General features: G+C 66.2%; 16 protein-coding genes. 9 read left to right on the top strand and 7 right to left on the bottom strand.

Features of this window, described 5'->3' with window-relative positions; translation table 11 throughout:
• Nucleotides 1-41: 41 nt before the first annotated feature.
• The 4 genes from ACYQ0R_RS06835 to glpA form a co-directional block, all read right to left on the bottom strand.
• A complete protein-coding gene (locus ACYQ0R_RS06835) occupies nucleotides 42-1,451 on the bottom strand; it encodes a CRTAC1 family protein (protein WP_459821881.1) in 1,410 nt (469 codons plus the stop codon).
• Nucleotides 1,452-1,654: 203 nt separating this feature from the next.
• Nucleotides 1,655-3,043 carry an anaerobic glycerol-3-phosphate dehydrogenase subunit C gene (locus ACYQ0R_RS06830; protein WP_459821880.1) on the bottom strand — a complete coding sequence of 463 codons (1,389 nt, stop codon included), beginning with the start codon at nucleotides 3,041-3,043 and terminating at the stop codon, nucleotides 1,655-1,657.
• Entirely contained in the window at nucleotides 3,040-4,419 is a 1,380-nt protein-coding gene (gene glpB / locus ACYQ0R_RS06825; RefSeq protein ID WP_459821878.1) for a glycerol-3-phosphate dehydrogenase subunit GlpB, read from the bottom strand. Before glpB ends, ACYQ0R_RS06830 begins: the two co-directional genes overlap by 4 nt.
• Entirely contained in the window at nucleotides 4,406-6,151 is a 1,746-nt protein-coding gene (gene glpA / locus ACYQ0R_RS06820) for an anaerobic glycerol-3-phosphate dehydrogenase subunit GlpA (RefSeq protein WP_459821877.1), read from the bottom strand. The genes glpB and glpA overlap by 14 nt, the downstream gene beginning before the upstream one ends.
• A 328-nt stretch (nucleotides 6,152-6,479) precedes the next feature.
• Between glpA and glpK the strand changes: the two genes are divergently transcribed.
• Complete coding sequence (gene glpK, locus ACYQ0R_RS06815; protein WP_459821876.1) at nucleotides 6,480-8,018, top strand: glycerol kinase GlpK; 1,539 nt, start codon at nucleotides 6,480-6,482, stop codon at nucleotides 8,016-8,018.
• Nucleotides 8,019-9,113 (top strand): DUF7973 family transport facilitator, encoded by a 1,095-nt coding sequence (locus ACYQ0R_RS06810; protein WP_459821874.1) that lies wholly within the window; start codon nucleotides 8,019-8,021, stop codon nucleotides 9,111-9,113. It begins immediately after the preceding gene.
• Nucleotides 9,114-9,191: 78 nt separating this feature from the next.
• Here ACYQ0R_RS06810 and ACYQ0R_RS06805 read toward each other — a convergent pair whose 3' ends face one another.
• Nucleotides 9,192-9,593, bottom strand: a complete 402-nt coding sequence (locus ACYQ0R_RS06805) for a hypothetical protein (RefSeq protein ID WP_459821873.1) — start codon at nucleotides 9,591-9,593, stop codon at nucleotides 9,192-9,194.
• A 91-nt stretch (nucleotides 9,594-9,684) separates the two neighbouring features.
• On the opposite strand from ACYQ0R_RS06805, the gene ACYQ0R_RS06800 reads away from it, so the two are divergent.
• The 3 genes from ACYQ0R_RS06800 to ACYQ0R_RS06790 all read left to right on the top strand — a co-directional run bounded on the left by ACYQ0R_RS06800 (nucleotide 9,685) and on the right by ACYQ0R_RS06790 (nucleotide 12,021).
• On the top strand, nucleotides 9,685-9,888 hold the full coding sequence (locus tag ACYQ0R_RS06800) for a hypothetical protein (RefSeq protein ID WP_459821872.1): 204 nt from the start codon (nucleotides 9,685-9,687) through the stop codon (nucleotides 9,886-9,888).
• Between the two features lie 94 nt (nucleotides 9,889-9,982).
• Nucleotides 9,983-11,152, top strand: a complete 1,170-nt coding sequence (locus ACYQ0R_RS06795) for a Cdc6/Cdc18 family protein (RefSeq protein WP_459821870.1) — start codon at nucleotides 9,983-9,985, stop codon at nucleotides 11,150-11,152.
• A gap of 164 nt (nucleotides 11,153-11,316) precedes the next feature.
• On the top strand, nucleotides 11,317-12,021 hold the full coding sequence (locus tag ACYQ0R_RS06790) for an HAD-IIB family hydrolase (RefSeq protein WP_459821868.1): 705 nt from the start codon (nucleotides 11,317-11,319) through the stop codon (nucleotides 12,019-12,021).
• Nucleotides 12,022-12,043: 22 nt separating this feature from the next.
• Here ACYQ0R_RS06790 and nikR read toward each other — a convergent pair whose 3' ends face one another.
• The gene (gene nikR / locus ACYQ0R_RS06785) at nucleotides 12,044-12,442 is read right to left on the bottom strand and encodes a nickel-responsive transcriptional regulator NikR (RefSeq protein WP_459821867.1); all 399 of its coding nucleotides are present in this window, start codon (nucleotides 12,440-12,442) and stop codon (nucleotides 12,044-12,046) included.
• Between the two features lie 128 nt (nucleotides 12,443-12,570).
• Between nikR and ACYQ0R_RS06780 the strand changes: the two genes are divergently transcribed.
• Nucleotides 12,571-13,896 (top strand): metal ABC transporter solute-binding protein, Zn/Mn family, encoded by a 1,326-nt coding sequence (locus ACYQ0R_RS06780; protein WP_459821865.1) that lies wholly within the window; start codon nucleotides 12,571-12,573, stop codon nucleotides 13,894-13,896.
• A gap of 9 nt (nucleotides 13,897-13,905) precedes the next feature.
• Here the strand turns inward: ACYQ0R_RS06780 and ACYQ0R_RS06775 are convergent, their stop codons facing one another.
• On the bottom strand, nucleotides 13,906-14,103 hold the full coding sequence (locus tag ACYQ0R_RS06775) for a DUF5800 family protein (protein ID WP_459821864.1): 198 nt from the start codon (nucleotides 14,101-14,103) through the stop codon (nucleotides 13,906-13,908).
• A 108-nt stretch (nucleotides 14,104-14,211) separates the two neighbouring features.
• Between ACYQ0R_RS06775 and ACYQ0R_RS06770 the strand changes: the two genes are divergently transcribed.
• The 3 genes from ACYQ0R_RS06770 (at nucleotide 14,212) to ACYQ0R_RS06760 (ending at nucleotide 17,536) form a co-directional block, all read left to right on the top strand.
• Nucleotides 14,212-15,498 carry an AGE family epimerase/isomerase gene (locus tag ACYQ0R_RS06770; RefSeq protein ID WP_459821863.1) on the top strand — a complete coding sequence of 429 codons (1,287 nt, stop codon included), beginning with the start codon at nucleotides 14,212-14,214 and terminating at the stop codon, nucleotides 15,496-15,498.
• Nucleotides 15,499-15,636: 138 nt separating this feature from the next.
• Nucleotides 15,637-16,581 (top strand): mannonate dehydratase, encoded by a 945-nt coding sequence (locus tag ACYQ0R_RS06765; RefSeq protein WP_459821861.1) that lies wholly within the window; start codon nucleotides 15,637-15,639, stop codon nucleotides 16,579-16,581.
• A gap of 70 nt (nucleotides 16,582-16,651) precedes the next feature.
• Complete coding sequence (locus ACYQ0R_RS06760) at nucleotides 16,652-17,536, top strand: NAD-dependent epimerase/dehydratase family protein (protein ID WP_459821859.1); 885 nt, start codon at nucleotides 16,652-16,654, stop codon at nucleotides 17,534-17,536.
• The last annotated feature ends 70 nt before the right edge of the window (nucleotides 17,537-17,606 follow it).

Genomic DNA, 17,606 nt, shown 5'->3' with positions numbered 1-17,606 from the left:
GGGATCGGTCCGGAAGCCGGGTCGACCGGGCATCCGACCCATCAGGAGCGAGGAACTGTCGCGGTGGGATGTCGCACCTCGATCTCCGAATCCGCCGCGGGCGAGCGAACGGTGCGCTCGCGGCCGTCCGGCCATCGAACCGTCACCTTCGTCGGTACGGCTCCTCCGAGGCCGAAATGCGCTACCGGCTCGTTTTGAGAGAGGTATCCGGAGCCGGAGTCGATCACCCGACGGCCCGTCCCGTCTGTCGTCTCCAGTCGGACCGTCGCCCCTCGTGCGGGTGCTCCGTACACCGTGGTCGGTCGAACGCGGAGCCATCCGTTGTCCGGTGCGTCCGGGACTTCGTACACAGTGATCGGCTGGGCGGCGACTTCGCCATGCACGACGAGCAGTTCGAGCGCACCGTCGTCGTCCAGGTCGGCGACCACAGCACCCGTTCCGAACTTGTCGGGCTCGGCCGCATCCCCAAGCTCGACCGCTCGCCAGGAGGTGGCGTCTCCGCCTGCTCCCGTGTCGTCATCGTCGTCCACCCGTTTCAGAAGGTGGTTCGGCTCGCCGAACTGGTTACAGAACAGCTCCTCGCGTCCGTCGTTGTCGAAATCGGCCGCGACGACGGACCGGACGCTTCCGGCGTTCGAGAGAGCTTTCGGGGCGACATCGACGAACGAGCCGTCCGGCGACCGGCGACACAGGCGGCTCTCTCCTTCCCAGTTCCCCAACACGACCCCGAACGAGTCGCCGTCGTCGATGAGCGCAACGGCTCGGGTGTCGCCGTTCGGATCCCGAATCGGGCGTTCAACCTCGACCGGCGTGTAGTGGCCGTCTCGGTTTTGAAACACTCTATTTGCTCCCTCCTCGATGCCGACAAACAGGTCGGTTCCGTCAGAAACGATCGGGCCCGGAAGGAGCGACCGACAGCCGCCGACGACGTCGAGTCCAACGGCCGGCGCGATGTCGGAAGCCTCTCCGTCCTCGCCAAGTTCGTAGAAGGCGATCGGTGCGCCGTAGCTGGCGATGGCGACACCGTAGCGGCCGGTTCCCCGGCGGTCGAGCGCCGCGACGGACCGCCCGGCGCGGAAGTTGAGTCGGTCCGCGTTCACGTCGAGCGCGAACGTATCGGTCCAGCGGTAGCGGTTGGCTTCCAACCGGTTTAACAGGAGGTCCGCGTCGACCGTGTGGCCGGCGTAACTGGCGCAGTTGTGAACGTACACTTCCTCACAGCCGTCTGCGTCGACGTCGGCCGCACACACGCCCATTGCATGACGGTCGCCGTCGGCGACGATTCCGCAAGCGGTGTCGACGAGACGGTCACCGTCCAGGGCGTACAGTCGGTTCGACTCGCCGTATCCGGCGACGAACACGAGCGGTCCCTCCCGACCCGGCGTAACGGCGACGCCGTAACCCCTGATCGGGTCCGAACCGGCGAGGAGCTCCGACCGATCCCGGAACATGTCTCTTCCTCACCGCTCGGAGAGTAAGAACACACGGGTTGTCGTTGACCGTGTGATAGCTACACACGGGGTAGCACGGCGGCGGGGCGGTCAACGAGCCGGTGTCCGTGCGGTCTACGGGGCTTCGGCCTTGCTCGGTGCGTGAGCTCCACTGATGGAGCCGTTTCCCATTGGGCTACGAACGGTCGTTGACACCGCCACCGTCAGACGTCGAGTGCGTCGGCGAGGAGTTCGAGGGGGTGTCGGATCTCGTAGCCGGTTCCGTGCTCCATCTGCATCGCGCAGGTCGGACACTCCGTCATTCCCACCTCACCCTCGGCGGCTTCCATGTGGTCGAACATCTCCTCGCCGATCTGCATCGATTTCTCGTACTTTTCCGACTTCCAGCCGTACGTCCCGGAGATGCCCGAACAGGAGTCACCGACATCCTCCATATTAATCCCGTCGACCTCGCGGAACGTCTCGACGGCCTGCCGTTCGAGCCCCTGATTACGGGCGTGACACGGCGCGTGATACGCGTACGCCCGATCGTCGTCGAGTCCGCCCGCGTCGGCCAGCGCCCCGTCGAGATCCTCGTGGATCCGGAGATACTCCATTCCCTCGTAGGTGTGCTCGGAGACGTCCTCGATCCCGTGGATGTCGAACAGCTCCGGGTACTCCTGTCGCAGGGCCAGTGAACAGGAGGTACAGGAGGCGACCACGTCGGCACCGTCGGCGATCGCCTCGACGAGCCCCTCGACGTTCGTCTCCGCGTGTCGGCGCGCATCACTCAACATGCCGTTCGCGAACATCGGCGTCCCCGAACACTTCTGTGGCGGAACAATGATCTCGTAGCCGAACTGTTCGTACACGCGGACCAGTGCCTTCCCGACTTCCGGGGTGTTGTAGTTCGAGTAGCAGCCGTGGAAGTACGCCACGCGCTTATCCGGGTTCTCCACCTGCGCACCGCCGCGGTCGCGCCACCACTCGCGGAACGTCGTGGTCGCGAACTCCGGGAAATCCCGCTGTTTCGGGATGCCGAGCGTCTTCTCCATCACCCAGCGAACCGGCCCGAAGTTCATCGTAAACGTGGATATTCGTGGGACGATGCTGGCGAGGCGAGCCGACGTGCGGTAGTTCGCGAGGATCCGGTTGCGGATATACTCCCGCGAAAGCTTGTCCATCTGGTTGTCGACGTACTGTCCGCGCGCCTCGTTGTGCATCTGCGAGAGCGGGACCGAGGACGGACAGGCATCGTCACACCGCATGCAGTTCGAACAGGAGGTGATCGACTCGTCGATGTCGGCGTCGTCCTTTCGCTTGAGCCGCCACTGTTCCGGCCCCTGGAACTTCGGCCCGGGGAACTCGTCGTCGACCTCCGCGACCGGACAGGACGTGTCACAGCTTGTGCATTTATAACAGGAGTCCGCACCCTCACGGAGGTCGAGCTCGCCGCCGGGGAACACGTCGACGGGATCGTACGTTCCGGGGTCTAGCTCCGCCGACGCCGACCCGCCGGTCGCGCTCTCGGTGCCACCGTCGGTCGCCGCCGTCGGATCCGACCCGCTCGATCCGTCTCGTCCGTTCCTCTCGTGTCCGCTGTCTCGTATCATTGTCGAACCTCCGTCGCTGCCTCCCTGCCGGCCACGAGGCCGGTCGCGAGCGAAACGCCGCTCGCGGATTTCTCTCGGGCCACGTCCGCACCACCGACCACGGAGCCGGCGGCGAACACGTTCCCGTACTGCACCTCCTCGTTCGCATCGAGCGGTTGGACCCGTTCGTTCGGCCGGACGCCGAACCTGGCGTACGGCTGGTCGCCGAACGCGTCGTCGACGAACCACTCGTATCGATCCGACGGCTGTGGGACGTAGAGTCCGAACGCGGGTTCGGTGACGCCGTCACGGTCCGAGTCGAGTCCCTTTCCGACCAGTCCGCCCGTCGCGATCACGAACGCGTCCGCGCCGTACGGCGTCTCACGTCCCTTCCGATCGACGAGCACCTGATCGACGTGCCCGTTGCCGTTCGTTTCGACGTCGACCACCGGGTTTCCGGTCTCGAATCGGACCCCCTCGGCATCGAGCACGTCGTACAGACGGTCCTCCAACCGCAGCCCCGGGAGGCTCGGCGGCCCCATCGGAATCTCGAACACCTCCGCGCCCAGTCGATCGGAGAGCTCCTCGCGCACCTCGGCGGCGTGCTCGTCGCCGAGGAAGGCGGGGAATCCGACGCGGTCGACGCGGTCGACGCCTTCATCGGCGTCGACGACATCGTGGAGGTGTGGCGAGACGGCCTTCGCGAGCGCCTCGCGAGCCGGCGTCCCGTCTATCGGTTCGTCCCTGTCGAGCGCCTTCGCGGTCCGCGTGATCTTCGAGTCCGTGCGGAACGCTTCCGCGAACTCGACTTCCGCGCCGGCGACGTCGAACGGAACGCCGGCCGCAGCGAGTCGGTCGGCGAAGACGGTCGCATCGTACTCCGTGAGCGACCGAAATCCGACGACCAGCATGGATCCACCGTCGCTCGCGACTCCGGCGGCGGCCGACCGCGGGTAGCGAGCCGTCGGCTTCACGCTTCCGCCGAACGTCGGCACGAGCGCGTTGTCGTCGGTGTGTGAGCCGAGGTACGCGTCGCCGACGAGCTCGTCGAACAGTTCGAGTCCCTCTCGAAGCGCGTCCGCACCGATGATCCGGTAGGGGTGGGTCTCGGGGAGCCGGTCGACCGACGCGAACGGGTCGACGAGCGGTCCCTCAGGATCCGGCCACTGGTCGTGGTCGATGCCGCGGCCGGCGGTCGGCGGACCGTCTCGGAGGGGTTTCGCCGGCTCCGTCGGCGGGAGGTATCCGAGCGCGTCGACCAGTCCAGACGCCTGTCGAAGCGTGCTCGCTTTGTGGGAGACGAGGCGGACGTCGGCACCCTCGCGAGCCGCCGATATCGCCGCCGTGATCCCGGCGAGACCGCCGCCCACGACGAGGACGTCGCTATCGATCGCCATCGACGCCTCCGTCGGTCGCGGCCGGCGAGGCAGCTCCATCGGTGTCGCTCGGAGCAGTTTCCTCCGGTCCCGCGTCGAACGCGGCGAAGTCGGTTTCCGTCTCGAGTCCCGCGGGGTCGCCATCGCGGTTCATCGTCGTCGCGTGCAGCAGGTGGTTCAACATCGCCTGCGAGAGCTGTCGTCCCCACAGCGCGTGCCGCTGTCCCTTCCAGCGCTCCTGATACAGCTCGTCCTCGGCGTCGCGGACGACGGACTCCGGATACTCCTGACCCAGCTCGGCGGCAATGCGATGGGAACAGAACCCACCCTGACAGTTCCCCATCGATGCACGCGTGCGAAGTCGGACGGCGTTGAGATCGGAGCCCGCATCGTCGATTGCGTGCTGGACCTCCGCGCGGGTGACGCCCTCGCACTCGCAGACGACCGGGTTCGGGTCGGCGCTTTTGAGCACGTCGTCGGCCTTGGAGCCGAGGCGCTGGACCGAGCGACGACCGACCGGCGAGCGGAGACCGAACTCGTCCATGTACTCGCGGAGCACGGAGAAATCCTCCGAGCCCGGAAGCGGGACTTCGGCGGTGTCGCAGTCGGCCTCGTGGCCGAGCTTCGCACAGACGTGGTCGCTTATCGACTCGGCCATCATGCGGTACGTGGTCAGTTTCCCCCCGACGATGGTGGTCATCCCGGGGAGGCTATCGCGGTCGGCGTGATCCAGCAGGAAGTAGTCGCGCGTGATGTCGGTTGGGTCCTCGGTGCCGGTTCCCGGCGGCTCGTACAGCGGTCGAACCCCCCAGAACGACCGAAGCGTCCGGGCGTCCTTGAGCGCGGGGATGAGCTCCGACAGCGTCTCGATCATCAGATCGACCTCCCACTCCTCTTCGGGGTAGTCCTCGGGATCCTCGACCTCCTCGTCGGTGGTTCCGAGAATGCAGGCGGTCTCGTGTGGCACGACGATGTCGGCGTCGCCTTTCGGTCGACAGCGGTTGACGACGGTGTCGACCTGGCGAACGTTCATCACGGTCATCACGCCCTTCGAGGGGCGAACCTCGACGTCGACGCCGGCCATCTCGCCGATCTGCCCTGCCCACGCGCCCGACGCGTTCACCACGTGACGGGCACGGATCTGCTCGGTCGTTCCGGGCTCGCGGTGGACCCGTTTGCCGGGTCCAGAGTCGTGTTCGACTTCGACGCCGACGATCTCGCCGTCCTCGACGAGCACGTCGGTCACTTCCGCGTGGGTCTCGATCCGCGCGCCGTGTTCCTCCGCGTCCGCGGCGTTTGCGACGCAGAGTCGGAAGGGGTCGATCGCGTGGTCGGGTACGGCGATCGCCTTCTCGACGTCCCGCGCGAGATACGGCTCCCGTCGGCGGGCTTCCTCGCCATCGATCACTTCGGCGGGGATATCACACGCCCGGCACCCCTCGAGCTTCTCCTGGAAGTACTCCTCGTCGTCCTCCGGGCGTTTGACGAACAGCCCGCCGGTCTCCTCGACGCAGTGGCTCGCGATCTCACGGAGTACCCGATTCTCCTCGATACACTCACGGGCGCTCTTCTGGTCCGAAACGGCGTAGCGTCCGCCGCTGTGAAGGAGCCCGTGCATTCGTCCCGTCGTCCCGTGCGTGAGGTTCCCCTTCTCGACGAGCAGTACGTCGAGCCCCCGACGCGCGAGATCTCTGACGACGCCGCAGCCGGTCGATCCCCCGCCGACCACGATGACGTCCGCCTGTTCGCTCATGACGTTCGTGGTTTGGGGTCCGGACACTTTACTTTACCTCTTAGCATGGACCGGGCGTAACTATCAGTATTTTTCGGACGCCCACCCGTCAGTATACCGGCCCCGAAACCCGAAATAGGTAGAAATCACCGGATATTCTGTGGACCAAACGGTAAGTTTATTATGCTCTTCCATTATGTTCACGAACGACACGGCAGCAACCGTAAAGATATGCCGTGGCGTCGATGCCCATGCGAGTTGACTCGGAGGCGAGGAGCGAGGTCGGTCGACGATATCGGGCTTAGACGCACCGAAGCGGCCGGTACACCGCCGCAAGAGGGATCCAAACATGACACAGTACGTCGGTGCGATAGACCAGGGGACGACAGGGACTCGATTCATGGTGTTCGACCACGGCGGTCAGGTGGTTGCGAACGCCTACCAGAAACACGAACAGATCTACCCGGAGCCCGGCTGGGTCGAGCACGACCCGATAGAGATCTGGGAGAACACGAAGGAGGTCGTGCTCGACGGTCTCGTGGACGCGGGACTCGAGGCCGACCAGCTCGACGCGATCGGAATCACCAACCAGCGCGAAACGACGATCGTCTGGGACCGCGAAACCGGACGGCCGGTACATAACGCGCTCGTCTGGCAGGACCGCCGGACAACGGACCGGGTCGAAGAGATACAGGAAGCAGGAAAGGTCGAGGAGATCCGCGAGAAGACGGGTCTCGAGTGTGACGCGTACTTCTCCGCGACGAAGACGGAGTGGATCCTCGACAACGCGGAGCCGCTGAAGATGCAGAGCTCCCGCGGACGCGACCTTCGAGAGCGGGCGCGAGACGGAGAGCTTCTGATGGGGACGATCGACTCGTGGCTCATCTACAATCTCACGGGTAACCACATCACGGACGTCTCGAACGCCTCCCGGACGATGCTGTACAACATCCGGGATCTCGAGTGGGACGACGAACTGCTCGAGGAGTTCGGCGTGCCGGAAGAGATGGTGCCCGAGGTTCGCCCATCCTCCGACGAGGACTACTACGGCCACACGGACCCCGACGGGTTCCTCGACGCCGAAGTGCCCGTCGCGGGTGCGCTGGGGGACCAGCAGGCGGCGCTGTTCGGACAGACGTGTTTCGACGCGGGTGACGCGAAGAACACGTACGGCACCGGCTCGTTCTACCTGATGAACACCGGGGAGGAGGCCGTCGAGTCCGACCACGGGCTGCTGACGACGATCGGCTTCCAGATGTCCGGCGAACCCGTCCAGTACGCGCTCGAAGGGTCGATCTTCATCACGGGCGCGGCGATCGAATGGCTCGAGGACGTCGACCTCATCAACAACGCCGCCCAGACGGCGGAGCTGGCCCGCTCCGTCGACTCCTCCGACGGCGTGTACATGGTGCCGGCGTTCACCGGGCTCGGAGCCCCCCACTGGGACGGTCGAGCGCGCGGGACCATCGTCGGGATGACTCGCGGCACGGAGAAAGAACACATCGTTCGTGCGACGCTCGAGAGCATCGCCTACCAGACCCGCGACGTCGCGGAGGCGATGGAGGCTGACTCCGGCGTCGAGCTGACGAGTCTCCGCGTGGACGGCGGAGCCGTCAAGAACAACTTCCTCTGTCAGCTCCAGTCGGACATCATCCAGACGGAGATCGCCCGCCCGGAAGTCGACGAGACGACTGCGCTCGGCTCCGCGTACGCCGCGGGCCTCGCGGTCGGCTACTGGGAGTCGATCGACGAGCTCCGCGACAACTGGCAGGTCGACCGCGAGTTCTCACCCGAGAAGGGTCAGGCTGAGGTCGATAAGCTGTACAGCCGCTGGGACGACGCGGTCGAGCGGTCCAAGAACTGGGCGCAGGACGAGGGGGACGAATAGATGTCGCTCCCGACCATCGAAGCGGCTCTCGCAGGCGTTCTTCTGCAGGGCTGGGACGCCGGATCGGTCGATGCCGTGCTCGAGGTGCTCCTCGATCCGGCCATCTGGCTCGGCGCGGCGGCCGGCGGCGCGTTCGGCGCGGCGCTCGGTGCACTACCGGCGTTCGTCTTCACCGGCTTCCTCGTGATCGCAGGCGTCTGGGGCGGTGACGCCGCCCAGGGTGTCGGTGTCGACGTCGGGTTCGGTCCCGTCTTCGGTCCGCACATCTCCTTCGCGGGTGGTGCAGCAGCCGCTGCGTATGCGGCCAAACAGGGGTATATGAAGTCCGGCTTCGACTACCACAACGGGAAGGATATCACGGTTGCGCTGGGCAGTAAACCGGATATCCTTGCAGTCGGTGCCCTCTTCGGCGTGTTCGGCATCGCGCTCGAACAGAGTTTGCGGCACCTCGCGATCCCGACGGATCCGATCGCGTTCACCGTCGTTGCCAGCGCGCTCGTCCATCGGGCCGTTTTCGGCTACTCGATCATCGGAAACCTCAGCAGCAAGGCGAACGGCTACATGGACATGGGGCCGTTCGAGCGCGAGGAGATGCGCGAGCCCGGCGAAGTGCCGGGCGACGGTGAAAAGGACAGCGAGGACCGCCTCGCCGTCGAGCCCTGGCTGCCGAACATGTACAAATGGTCGCACGTCGCAGCCATCGGTCTCTTTACCGGGCTTGCTGGCGGGTACGCGGCGCTACAGACGGGGAGCCCGTTCCTCGGGTTCGGTATCAGCGCGGCAACGCTGCTGTTTTTGAACCTCGGCGTCGGGAAGATTCCGGTCACCCACCACATGACGCTCCCGGCTTCGACCGCATATCTTGCCGGAATAGCGACGGGGCTCAGTCCGGGCCTTGCGATGCTGTTTGCAGGGTTCTTCGGATTCCTCGGAGCGATGATCGGCGAAGGGTTCCAGCGCATCTTCTACGCGCACGGTGACACCCACGTCGACCCGCCGGCGGCGTCCATCTTCATCACCCACAGTATCCTCGCAGTTCTCGCGATGGTTGGGATCTTGAGCACTGCAGTGTGGGTGCCGGGCGCGGCGTTCTAACCGACGACTAGCGGCGACGGCCTTTTTTATACGGTCGAAGCCAGCGGCGGTATCGCCCGATCCGACCCACCGAGAGCATCAGTCGGTCAGAATCCACCACGAGAACACGAAATACAACACGACTCCGAATATGACCCCGACGCCAATCGCGGTGAGAAAACCGTGAACGAGCAGGAATACGCCGAGCGCGACGAACGACGCGACGACCAGCGACAGGCCTGCAGCACCGTGGTGGTAGCTCCCGGTGACGGGGTGTTCATGCAGTGGGATCCGGTCCGGCTCCGGGACGCGGACGCTGGCGTGGTACGGCACGTAAAACCGCGTTCCGATGCCCACCGCCGCGGCGATGATCGACGAAAACTGGACGTCGGCGGTCAGCCGGTTGGCGAGGAGAAACACCGCGATCGCGACGACGAGCGCGATCGGTTTGCTCCATTTATCGGCTTTGACCACCGACTCGTGGAACCCTTGTTCGGCCATATGCGCCGGAAAGCGGTCCCGTGGGATAAGTGTGTGGACAGCGGTCGCGTCGCCGAGATGGATTTAACTCCCTCGGCGGCGACCAGCGGGTATGGCGACAGTCGGCGGCCTCGAACGGCGGGACGGACGCAACCTCATCGTGATGGCGGCTATCGTGTTCGTCATCATGGCTCTCTTCGCGGACGGGTCACTCGGCGTCCGGCTGCTGTCCGGCGCCATCGGCAGCGTGATCGCGTCGGTGGTGTTCGTCATCTCGACGATCCTTATCAACCGGTACAAGCCGGACCACTGGTAAGGCGAGCACGCTCCGTATCGCTCACCGGTCGATCGGTGGCGACGTCACGTCTCGTTTCGAGCCAGTTTTCCCCCACCATCTCGGAGGCAGGATCGTGAACATCGACGACCGCATCGAGCGACGGCTCGGATACGACGCCAGCAGCGGCGTCGTCACCGACCTCGACTCGATATCTCCGGTCGCACACTCGGAGTCGCCGACTGGACGCGGCCCCGACCTCGAACGTCTCCTCGACGTGCTCGACCCCGCGTTCGCCGGATCGCTTCCACCGAGCGTGTACGTTCACGGGCCGAAGGGAAGCGGAAAGTCCGCGGTCGTCTCCGTGCTGTTCGACCGGCTGGCCGAGCAGGGCGGTCGTCGGCAGGCGATACAGACGTCGACGCGTGCAGTCGATCCGACGCTTCCGAACTTCGTCTACGTCGACGTGCGCCGGGCAGCGACACGGTTCCGTCTGTATCACGACACGCTCGCGGCCATAAGCGACGAGCCGGTTCCCGACCACGGGGTCGGCACCTCGGATCTCGCCGCATCACTCGAGGCGGCGGTTCGCTCCGGGACCGACCTCGTCGTCGCGCTCGATCACGTGAACGAACCCGACACGCCGTCGGCGATGACGCTCGTCGGGTGGCTCTCCGCGGTCGACGATCGGATCGTTCCAGTGTGTCTCGGTCGTGACCCGCCACGCTCGCTCGACTGGACGCCGGAAACGTCGATCGAGTTCGATCGGTATCGACATCACGTCCTCGTCGAGCTGGTGACGAGTCGGACGTCCTCCGGACTCGGTCGCGACGCGATCACCCACGACCAGATCCGCGAGGTCGCGGAATGGGCCGACGGGGACGCACACGACGCGTTATCGGCGATCATGAGCGCGACGTGGCACGCGGAACGGACCGGTGCGAAGACGATCCGCCCGAGCGACCTCGACGACGGAATCGCCGCGGTTCCGAAACCCTGCGTCGCACTGGGGCGCGTCCTCGTCCTGTCCGAGAACCGTCAGCGACTCCTCTACGAGCTAATAACCCTCTCCGAAGAGAATCGCGGGTCGGTCAACGCCGCGACCGAAGCGATCGCGGCGGCGGACGGCGTTTCCCTTTCGGCGTCCACGATCCGGCGCGTTCTCTACGAGCTCGCCGACGGTGGACTCCTCGACCGGGTCACCGTGCAACGTTCCGACGGGAAGGGTCGTCCGCCGAGCCGGCTCGTTCCACGATTCCCGACGCTCGTGTTTCGGAAGCTGTTCGAGCGCAGTGGCCAAGCCTGAGCGACTCGGCCGACGGCGCACGGCTCGATCGAACGCAGTTCGGCTCGTGGCCTTCGTCGCCGATAGCCACGGTCGCCCCCACCCATATTCGCCGATCGGTCTCGTCTCCTGAAGGCCAGCCCGGAGCGGAAGACAGTTGTCCCGCGGCCGAGTTAGTAGACCCGATGGTTCCGCCCCTCGTGCTCGACATCGACGGAACGCTGACGACGCCCGACCATCGGATCGATCCCCGCGTGTTCGAGCTGCTGCCGGGGTGGGAGGCACCCGTCGTGTTCGCGACCGGCAAGGCGTTTCCGTATCCGGTGGCGTTGGCGCATTTTCTCGGCCTCCCGCAGCTCGTCGTCGCGGAGAACGGCGGCATCGCGTACGATGGCGAGTCGACGACGATCACCGGCGATCCGGCGGCGTGCGAGGCGGTCGTCGAGCGGTTCCGTGAGCTCGGTGGGGAGATCGGCTGGGGTGCGGGCGAGACGGTCAATCGGTGGCGAGAAACCGAGATCGCCGTCTCGATGGACGCCGACGAGCGGCTTCTTCGAGAGGCGGCCGCGGAGGCGGACGGCGACGTCGAGATCGTCGACACCGGGTACGCGTACCACGTCAAGTCGACCGGCGTGAACAAGGGGAACGGGCTGACCGTGATCGCCGATTCGCTCGGGGTGCAGCCGCGGTCGTTCGTCGCCGTCGGCGACAGCGAAAACGACGTCTCCACGTTCGAGCAGGCGGGCGAGGCGTACGCGGTCGCCAACGCGGACGACGCCGCGAAAGCCGCCGCCGACCACGTTCTTGAGGAGGGGTTCATGAACGGGACGGCGAAGCTGCTCGCTTCGCTCCGGGACGATCGGTCGCCCTCCGCGTCGTCGACGGCGTGACGAGGAGACCGGTCCGGCCCGGTCACACCACGGTGAATCGGACCTGTTCGACGCCGTCGATCCCGTTTATCCCCTCCAGCAGGGCGCGAATCTCGGCGGTCGGGCCGTTGACGACGAGCGTCTCCAGACAGAGATCCGGATCGAAGTGGACGTGTTGGGTCGCGACGACGACATCCTCGTGGGCGTGTTGGACGTCGAGCAGGTCATCGGTCAACCCTCGGACGTGGTGGTCGTACACGATGGTGATCGAGCCGCGTTGTCGGCGGTCATCCGAGTCCTCCCAGTGACGCTCCGCGAGGAAACCGCGAAGCGCCTCGCGCGCGGCGCTCGACCGGCTCGAGTACCCCCACTCGTCGACGATGTCGTCGAGTTCCTCGACCAGCTCGCTCGGGAGCGTCAAACTCACACGGTCCGTTGCCATACGTCTTCGTCGACCGCGTCTCGAATACGCGTTGTGGTCTCGGCGACGAACTGCCGACGCTTGTGTATGATTATTGTTTCAGATCGTATTACGAAATTTATTTCCGGAGTCCGCCACAAGCGGGCGTTGTGCAGAGTAACCGAGGCGAAGACCTCGTCTCCCGGCGACGAGTGCTCTCGGCAGCCTCCGGTGTCGGGGTCGTCGGAGTCGCCGGCTGCCTCGACGGCCGATCGGAGGCAGACGCTGCTGGCCGTTCCGCGTTCGCCTCGTTTTTCACCCTCGCGGAGTTCGCTCGAGCCGTGCGAGGTGAGGAGCTTTCGGTCGAGAATCCGGTTGATCCGGGGAGCCACGGTCACGAGTGGGAGCCGTCAGCCGACCTCCTCCCGACCGTCGTCGACGCCGACGCGTTCGTCCACCTCGACGTATCGGGGTTTCAACCGTGGGCGGAGCACGTCGCCACCCGTCTCGACGACGACCACGAGCAGGTGAAGCTCATCGACGCGCTCGACGGGATCGATCTCATTCCGTACGACGGCCACGACCACGGCCACGACGACGGCCACGACCACGACCACGGCCACGACCACGGCCACGACCACGCACACGACGACGGCTCGTACGGCCATTCTCATGGGGAGTACGACGCGAAGTTCTTCACGGATCCGGTGCTTGCCCAGCGAGGCGTCAGGAACGTACGCGACGGGGTCATCGCTCGAACGGATCTGTCTTCCCGCGTTCGAGCGCGCGCTCGGAGCCACGGACGAGGAATGAGCGACGGTGACCGCCGACGGACCGCTACCGGCAGCCGGCGTACAGCCGAGGGGCAGCCATCGCTGCCCGATCGCTGGACACGCCTCGAGCAGGTCGGTCTCGCCGCCGGGATCGGCGAGACGGTGGCTCATGCAGCGTTCGCGCTCGTCGCAGCGGTCGCCGGAGCCGTCGGCGTACAGCAGCTCACGGCACACACCGACGACCACGGCGACGTTCCGATCGCTATCGTGTTGGCGGGGAGCTTCGCCGTCGGCGTGCTGGTGTTGGATCTGGGCGGCGGGTTCGCGACCGTCGAGATCGGTAGCTACCTGTTCGGCGGCATCTCGGTCACCGACGACCGAAGCGTGACCGTGATGGCCGCGCTCACGCTCGCGGTTCTGGGCGTGCTCGCCGTCACGTACAAACAGCTGCTTTTCATCACGTTCGACGAGCAGGCGGCCCGCGTCGCCGCCGCGGCGCAGGTCGCGCGGAGCTTCCGACGAGCCCTGTACGGCTCGATATTCGTCGGCGAGGTGTCGGTGCTGTCCGGACTCGTGCTGGCCTGGACGTACGGACTCCGACCGGGAGCCGCGATCGTCGTCGTCGTCGCGGTCGGGATCTATCTGATCGCCGTGGTCGTGAAAAACGCGCGCGGTGGCCAAGCCGGAGGGTTCGGTCGGAGCGGGAGTGACCGTTCCCCGTGAACTACCGGTTTATAAAACGTCCCCGATACGGACCGGCTCCCCGTCGAACTCCGGCTCCTCGGCGACGATCCGGAGCACCTCGTGGTCGGTGACGTCCAGGTACGGCTTTCCCGTCGCCTCCTCTATCAGATCCTTCCCCAGCTCGAACTCGGTGCCCTCATATACGACGTCGACGCCGTCCTCTCGGAACGACAGCTGCGTGCTCATGTGCGGAAGTAACCGGCTGGCGAATAAAAGGGACCCGGGTACGCGATCAGTACCGGCCACGACATGCTGACCACGGCGTTTTTGTGAGCGGGAGCGGGAGTGTGCTCCATGCGCACCCTCGAGGCTGCCGCGTTCCGCGGACGACTCCTCGCGACGCTGCGACTGCAGTATCCCGACGCGCTCGCCGACGCCGGATTCCGACTGCTCCACCCGGAGACTGGCGACCGCTACACCGACAAGGAACGCCACCTGGTCGCGACGTGCCGCTCGATCGCCAACTTCGCAGCCGGCGTCGTCGTCGACGGCCCGCCCTGGTGCCGCGACGCGGCGGCGCACGGGCTCGCGTTCCTCGAGGACGCCCACCGCGCCGACGACGGCGAGGGGTACCACGTCGTCGTCGACGCCGAGGGAACCCCGATCGACCGCACCCGCACGGCGTACGGGCACGCCTTCGTGCTTCTCGCGTACGCCCGAGCGACCGATGCCGGGATCGACGGGGCCGCGGCCGGACTCGAGGCGACCGCCGACCTGCTGGAGCGCCGGTTCCACGACGGGACGGGCTGTCTGCGAAGCGACTGCGATCCCGACTGGAACGAGCTGGAGGCGTATCGGGGGCAGAACGCGAACATGCACGCGTGTGAGGCGTACATCGCGGCGTACGAGGCGACCGACGATCAGACGTATCTCGATCGCGCACGCGATATCGCCGGACGGATCACCGTCGACCTCGCGGCCGAGACGGACGGGCTGTTGTGGGAGCACTACGGCGCCGACTGGGACCACGAGTTCGGGTACAACGCCGACGAGCCCCGCCACCAGTTCCGACCGCCGGGGTATCAGCCGGGCCACCACGTCGAGTGGGCGAAGTTCCTCGCGCTGCTCGACCGGTACGACGACGCTGCGGACCCGGACAAGTCGACCGCGGCAGTCGAGTCGACGGCGACAGTCGAGACGACGACAGTCGAGACGGCGACAGTCGAGACGGCGACGACTCCCGAAGACGGCTGGTACGCGCGGGCGGTCGATCTGTTCGACGCGGCGGTCGAGCTCGGCTGGACGGAGAACGGCTTCGTGTACACCCACGAGGCGGACGGGACGCCGATCGTCAGCGACCAGTACGGCTGGGCGCTCGCGGAGGCGATCGGTGCGTCCGCGGCGCTGGCCGAGCGCGCGGTCGCGAACGGTGACGATGACGCCGCCGAACGGTTCACCCAACTGAACCGCCGTTTCACGGTGTGTACGGACCTCTATCGTGGACCTGCGGGGGTCTGGTACGAGAAGCGTCTTCCTCCGAACGAGGGCGGCGATCTCGTCGCGCCCGAACCGCCGGGCGTCGAGCCCGACTACCACCCCGCGAGCGCGTACTTCGAGAGCTGGCGTTCCGCTAACTGCTAACTGTACTTTATTTATAAATGAGATCCAATCAGCGGTATCGCCCACCTCACGCGACAATGCACGTATTCGACCGTTTTGACCCGTGAGCTGTCGATTTCGAAACGTCGATACGGGTGGCGTCACACGGTCGAGTCGAACATGGACCCGACAGTCATGCTACCGCCCCGCCCGGACCGTCGCTGGACGATCGCGAAACAGCTCGGGCTGGACACGGCGGTCGTCCGCTTCTGGGGGGTCGACGACTGGTGGGAATACGACACGCTCCAGCGCACCACGACCCGGTTCGCGGACCACGGCTTCTCGCTGGACGTGGTCGAGGACCGCCCGCCGATGGAGAACGTCGTGCTCGGCAGAGAGGGGCGTGACGAGGAGATCGAGACGGTGAAAACGCTCCTCGAGAACATGGGCCGGCTCGGTATCGACACGTACTGCTGGGTGTGGACCGAGAACCCCCTCGGCGTGATCCGTACGTCGGACTCGCTTCCGGGGCGCGGCGACTCCCAGCGTATCGGGTACGACCACGAGTGGATGGAGCGCGCCCCGGACCACGAGGCCGCAGGCATCACCGAGGACGAACTGTGGACGAACCTCGAGTACTTCCTCGACGAGGTAGTCCCCGTCGCCGAGGAGTACGGCGTGAACCTCGCGTTACACCCCGACGATCCGCCGACATCGCCCGTACGCGGCGTTCCACGGATCGTCCAGTCGGTCGACGACTATCGCCGGATACTCGAGCTCCACGACAGCGAGCGCCATGGCGTCACGTTCTGTCAGGGGAACTTCGCGGCGATGGCCGGCGACACGATAGAGGCGATCCGCGAGTTCGGCGACCGGATCCACTTCGTTCATTTCCGGGACGTCGAAGGAGACGAGCGAAACTTCGTCGAAACGTGGCACGACGAAGGGCCGACCGACATGAAAGCCGCCATCGAGGCGTACGCGGACGTCGGCTTCGACGGGCCGATCCGTCCGGACCACGTCCCGCGGATGGTCGGCGAACAGGACCGCGAGGACGCGATGGCGGGGTACACTGATATGGGTCGGCTGTTCGCGATCGGCTACATCAAGGGCCTCCTCGAGTAGCACGGCCGTTCCGGAGGCCGACTGAGCGCACTCGACACGAACCACCGATGACACTCGACACGAACCACCGATGACACTCGACACGATCGCGGTGACTGGCGGCAACGGCAAGATCGGCGAAGCGATACTCGAACACCTCTCCGACCACGGCTACGAAACCGTGAACGTCGCACGGGGAAAGCGGCGCGAGGAAGCCTCCGACAGATACGTCACGACGGACCTGCTCGACGCCGGCGAGACGTACGGCGCGCTCGCGAAGTACGACGCGGACGCGATCATCCACATGGGGACGATCCCGAACCCCTACCGCAACGCCGACCACCGCGTGTACGAGAGCAACGTGCTGTCCGCGATCCACGTGCTGGAGGCCGCGGACGGGCTCGGGCTCGAGTCGGTGGTGCTCCCCTCGAGCATCAACGCGATCGGGAGCGAACACCAGGAGCGCCCCGCGGCGGTCGAGTACCTCCCCGTCGACGAGGCACACCCGCGAACCCCCGACGACTCGTACGGGATCGCCAAGCACGCGATGGAGGTGACCGCGGACGGGTACGGACGCCGTCCGTCGACGGACCTGACGATCGCGTCGCTGCGGTACCCGTGGGTGACGACCGACGACGAGATGCGCGAGTACTTCCGCGAGGCGGACCGGTCGCTCGACGCCCTCGACGACGTCCATCCGGCGACCGGCCGCGAGGTGCTGTTCTCGTATCTCGCCGTCCCGGACGCGACGACGATCGCCCGCAAGGCGGTCGAGGCGGAGTTCGATGGTCACGAGGCGTTCTGGGCGGTCGCCAGCGACACCACCGCCGACGCGCCCACCGCCGACGTGGTCGAGGCGTTCTACCCGAACGCCGAGGTCCGGACGACGTTCGACGGAACGGAGGGGATCGTCGACCTCTCGAAAGCCGAGCAGCTGCTCGGCTGGACCCCCGAACACAGCTGGCGGGACCTGTAGCCCGACCGATCCGAGTCTCACTGTGGGGCCCCGCAGCCGAGGAGGACTCCGGTCGAGGGGTGCCGATCAC

The sequence above is a fragment of the Halorubrum luteum genome, assembly GCF_054652935.1.
This window is presented reverse-complemented; position numbering and strand designations above follow the sequence as displayed.